General features: G+C 48.1%; 4 protein-coding genes. All 4 read left to right on the forward strand.

The features are described 5' to 3' along the window. The first annotated feature begins 10 nt into the window (after window positions 1–10). From KAI36_RS00395 to KAI36_RS00410, 4 genes are read left to right on the forward strand one after another with little or no spacing between them, the layout of a single operon-like run. On the forward strand, window positions 11–1,234 hold the full coding sequence (locus KAI36_RS00395) for an aldehyde dehydrogenase family protein (protein ID WP_220026564.1): 1,224 nt from the start codon (window positions 11–13) through the stop codon (window positions 1,232–1,234). Beyond that, window positions 1,231–2,931 (forward strand): thiamine pyrophosphate-binding protein, encoded by a 1,701-nt coding sequence (locus tag KAI36_RS00400; protein ID WP_220026565.1) that lies wholly within the window; start codon window positions 1,231–1,233, stop codon window positions 2,929–2,931. Before KAI36_RS00395 ends, KAI36_RS00400 begins: the two co-directional genes overlap by 4 nt. Window positions 2,932–2,954: 23 nt before the next feature. Further along, the gene (gene fabF, locus KAI36_RS00405; RefSeq protein ID WP_025721666.1) at window positions 2,955–4,196 is read left to right on the forward strand and encodes a beta-ketoacyl-ACP synthase II; all 1,242 of its coding nucleotides are present in this window, start codon (window positions 2,955–2,957) and stop codon (window positions 4,194–4,196) included. A 4-nt stretch (window positions 4,197–4,200) separates the two neighbouring features. Continuing rightward, the gene (locus tag KAI36_RS00410; protein ID WP_220026567.1) at window positions 4,201–4,608 is read left to right on the forward strand and encodes a 3-hydroxyacyl-ACP dehydratase FabZ family protein; all 408 of its coding nucleotides are present in this window, start codon (window positions 4,201–4,203) and stop codon (window positions 4,606–4,608) included. Window positions 4,609–4,701 lie beyond the last annotated feature (93 nt).

A 4,701-nucleotide genomic window follows, 5' to 3' on the forward strand; every position in this document is an offset into this window, starting at 1 on the left:
AGAATGTGCCATGAGTATAAATCCAGAATTGGCAGAAAACACACTGTTTTTGAAAAGGCATGAATCTATTCTGAAGTGCCTCAATTATTTGATTGAAAATCGGCAGGAAGTGATGGATATTCTCACGCAATTTTCATCCTATCGGGCTGCCAATGCAGAAATTGACTCCACGATCCTTACACTTCAAGGTGCTCTGCAAGAAGTGCAAACCTATCAGCCAAGCTGGCAACGATCTATGGCTGTATTCATGCCTTCCAACGTCATTTTGTACTCCTATGCATTATACCTCTTGATTCCGTCCCTGTACGTTGAAAATATAGACTTTCGCCCTTCTTCTCACGTAAACGAGTACGTCAACATGCTGCATGAAAAGCTTCAGGCTGTACACGGATTACCCATCTATATTCGTAAGGTCAGTCAAAGGGTTTTTATGGAAAATTCGGTTATGCCAGCTGATATTGTGGTGTTCACCGGGAGCTATGTCAATGCGGAGAAGATCAAAAAACAAATCCGAAAAGACCAACTCTACATCTTCTATGGACAAGGGATCAATCCTTTCGTCATCGGACCTGATGCCGATCTGGAACTGGCGGTTACCGATGTAATCCGAATGAGACTGTTCAACTCAGGACAGGACTGCCTGGGACCCGACATCATTCTGGTACATCAAGAGGTGAGTGAGCATTTCAAAGATCTGCTGATTCAACGGCTTGACCAACTTGTGTTTGGAGCCAACGATGATCCGAACGCAAACTATTCCCCTATTTTCTATAAAGATGCGCTGAACTCGGTTTCTGAATATTTTAATACGAACGATAAGTTTATTATTTACGGCGGCGGCATTGATTTCCGTACGAAAAAGATGGAGCCGACGGTTGTATATAGTGAATTGGATCAGAATCTGGATATTATTGAGTATTTTTCGCCAGTCTTCAATGTAGTTAGCTACCAAGACGACGAGCAATTGATCAAACGTATTTCCTCCAGTTATTTCAGTGAACGTGCAATGGGTTGCAGCTTATACGGATCGGAGCACCTGACGGACGTTTTACGAAAGAAGCACACATTGACCATTAATCAGACGCTTGAGGATGTGGATCAAGGCAATAAGCCTTTTGGTGGCTACGGAACGATGTCGAACTATATTTTTTACGATTTCAAGCTCATTTCGAAGCCGATCTTGATTTCAGAAATTGTCGCAGAGTATTTGTCGGAAAAGAGGAGTTTGGTATGACTGCGAGCTTCTTTCCCTGGGATGCCATCATTGGCTACTTAAAATCGGCTGGGGTTCAGCATCTCTTTGGATTACCAAGTGATGATCTCAAAATCGTATCGTCACTCCCCTCATCCGGTATGGATTTTATTCTGTGCAAAGATCAACGTAATGCTGTGTTCATGGCAGCAGGTTATGCGCTCACCACCAACCAGATGTCCGTATGTGTTGTGGGGAAAGGCCCTGCGCTCAGTAATACACTCACAGGGCTGCTGGAAGCCAAAAACCTGGGCGCTCCGCTCCTGCTTCTGGCGCTTGGTACCGGAGGAGACAAGCTGGGTACCCGATCCTTTCAGGAAGCCGATCAAATCTCACTCGTGAAGCCGCTCGTAAAATGGGCTTATCGTGTCGAGCATGTGGATCGGCTTGTATGGGCGATGGAGCGGGCTGCCTTTTTGGCTATCAATGGAGCACCGGGTCCTGTCTATATCGAACTCCCTGAAAACCTGATGGACCAGCCTGTGCCAACAGGGTTTCAGTTTACCCCACCAGAAAAGCTGTCGTGCTCTCCGTCTCGTCGGGAGTTGGATGCATCGTGGGGAATTATTGAGAACGCCCGCAGGCCACTCATTCTAGTCGGAGGCGGAATGAAGTCAGGTACAGGTGATGTGATTGAGCGGTTTGCTAACCAACATGGAGCGGCCTTGTTCGCAACCGCCTCGGGACGGGGTGTAGTTGATGAAGACCACGAACTCTTCTGTGGTGTTGCGGGACTCTATACGGATCTCAATCTAAGACAAATCTGGAAGGAATCTGATGTAGTGATCACACTGGGCAGTCGATTGGAAGAAACGGCTACTTTCGAGTGGGATATTTTGCTACAGGATACACCTTTGATTCAAGTCAATGTAAATCTGGAGGATTTTGCACACGAATACAAGGGTATCAAGGTGCTTGGTGATGGATATGCAGCGGTGGAGCAGTGGCTTGAACGGCGCGGGCAGGAGCCTGATGGAGTGTGGCTTGAAACGATTAGGAGTTGTAAACAGGAGGCTTTTTCTCACAGGGCTATTTATTTGGAAAAGCTGAAAAAGACCCCTGGAATCCACGTTCCTGAGCTGTTGGACATGATTCAGACGGAGTTCCCTGAAAATCTGGTGCTTCTTCAAGAGAATGGATTGCAGGATATGTGGTCCTACTTTTATCCATATTTTCGCTTTGCCCACGGTTCTCTTTCGATTGTTCCTAGTGATCAAACGAGTCTTGGATTCGGTGCGGCGGCTGCTCTGGGAGCAAGCGTGGCAACACAACGTCCAGTAGTAGCACTCGTAGGTGACGGTGCGTTCAATCTCTTCTGTTCGGATTTTATGACGGCGGTGGAGTATCAAATACCGTTAATCTATCTCGTACTCAATAATGGTGGCTATGGTTGGTTGCAGAATCAGATGAATTATAAACATCTCGCAGGGCAGTCCCTCCCGTTTGTTTCTGAGGCGGCCAAGACAGGAATTCAAATTCCCCAGTATGAGTTTGTGGAAAGCCTTGCAATTCGGAGTAAGGGAGAGGCACGGGAACAGCTTCAGCTTGCTTGGCAAAAGTATCAGGAGAACAAGCTTGTGGTCGTCGAGGTATATGCTGATCTTGCGGATGTGCATGAAAAAATCAGTCATGTGTATGGCGACTTTCCTCTCTACGAGCAACAGGCTTCCAAGAATTAATTTCAACGAAGGACGTGGATACAGTGAGAAGACGTGTTGTAGTGACTGGACAGGGAGTCGTAACGCCGGTCGGGCTTAATCTTACGGATTTCTGGAATTCACTGTTGGAAGGAAAAAGCGGAATCGGACCTGTCACTGCTTTCGATACAGCGGACATTCCGACAAAGATCGGTGCACAGGTTACGGGCTTTGACCCATTGCAATATATGAGCAAGAAGGAAGCTAATAAAGTCGCACAGTTCACTCAGTTTGCTTTGGCGGCTGCCCGGCAGGCAGTGGAGCAATCAAAATTGGTGATTGATGAGCGGAATGCAAGTCGCGTGGGGGTTATTGTCGGCTCTGGAGCAGGCGGCCTCGACGTTATAGAGGAGAACTATGGGAAATTAACAAAGCTTGGTCCCAAAAGAGTTTCTCCTTATTTTGTTTCCTCGATGATGATTAATTCAGCACCTGGTGAAATCTCCATTGCTATTGGAGCCAAGGGGCCTTCTTTTGCTGTGGTTACGGCTTGTGCCACAGGAAGTAATGCCATTGGTGAGGCATTACGTACGATCCAGTACGGCACGGCTGATGTTGTGGTTGCTGGTGGAGCAGAAGCCAATTTTAGTCAGCTTGATCTGGCATCTTTTGCGAATATCCATGCTCTCTCCAGACGTAATGAAGAGCCGCAGAAGGCCAGTCGTCCGTTTGATGTGGATCGCGATGGATTCGTCATCGGTGGAGGAGCAGGAGTCTTGGTGCTGGAGGAGTTGGAGTATGCTTTGAACCGCGGAGCCACCATTCTGGCCGAAGTTGTGGGTTACGGATGCACAACTGATGCGTATCATATCACGGCTCCAGATCCCTCTGGCTCTGGCCCGGCAGAAGCGATCAACATCGCACTGCAGGATGGCGGCTTGACACCGCAGGAAATCGACTATGTCAATGCCCACGGTACGAGTACGCCATTTAATGATCGTATGGAGATTAACGCTATTCAAAAAGTATTCGGGGAGCATGCCCCCCATTTGGCGATATCGTCTATTAAATCCATGACTGGCCATTTAATGGGCGGTGCAGGGGCAGTCGAATTAATTGCGACTGTGCAGAGCATGATTCACAGCAAAGTACCACCGACACTCAATTGCGACAATCCTGAAGCTCCTGAATTGAATTTTGTGCCGCATGTATATCAGGAACGCGAGGTCCGCGCGGCGATTAGCAATTCATTTGGTTTCGGAGGGCACAACGTCTGCCTTGCTGTTCGCAAGTGGGAAGGGGAATAAGCCTGTGAGCGAAGAGCTAATCCATATCCCGGATGTGCTTCCGCACCGGTACCCATTTCTTCTGTTGGATGGCGTGACCGGGTACGAAACGTCGCAATGGGCGAAGGGATACAAGCTTGTCACCTGGAGTGAGTGGTTCATTACAGACACTAATCCATACATGCCTCCTATGTTGATTGTGGAGTCGCTTGCACAATTAGCGGCATTCGCTGCGATTGATAAAAAAGGCATTTCATACCTGACCAACCTCAATGGAATTCGATTCCATAGCTTGGCGAAGCCTGGGGACCGAATTGATCTCTATTTTGAAGTGATCAAGCGTCGGCGGGGCTATATACTCGGAAGCGGTCGGGCTTCCGTAGGCGATCGATTGGTGGCTGAGGCGGAAGAAATTGTTTCACTGGATCAATGACGGGGTGGAAGCGCACGTTAAACTGTCCTTTTGTCCTCCTGACTGCCAGGTGCAGCGGGAGGATATTCACATCATGGAATAGGAGTGAATGAG

Source organism: Paenibacillus sp. S02 (assembly GCF_019454065.1).
Classification (GTDB): Bacteria; Bacillota; Bacilli; order Paenibacillales; family Paenibacillaceae; genus Paenibacillus; species Paenibacillus polymyxa_B.

Coding starts and splice junctions, on each gene's coding strand:
- KAI36_RS00395 (WP_220026564.1), top strand. CDS start 11: ATGAGTATAAATCCAGAATTGGCAGAAAACACACTGTTTTTGAAAAGG.
- KAI36_RS00400 (WP_220026565.1), top strand. CDS start 1,231: ATGACTGCGAGCTTCTTTCCCTGGGATGCCATCATTGGCTACTTAAAA.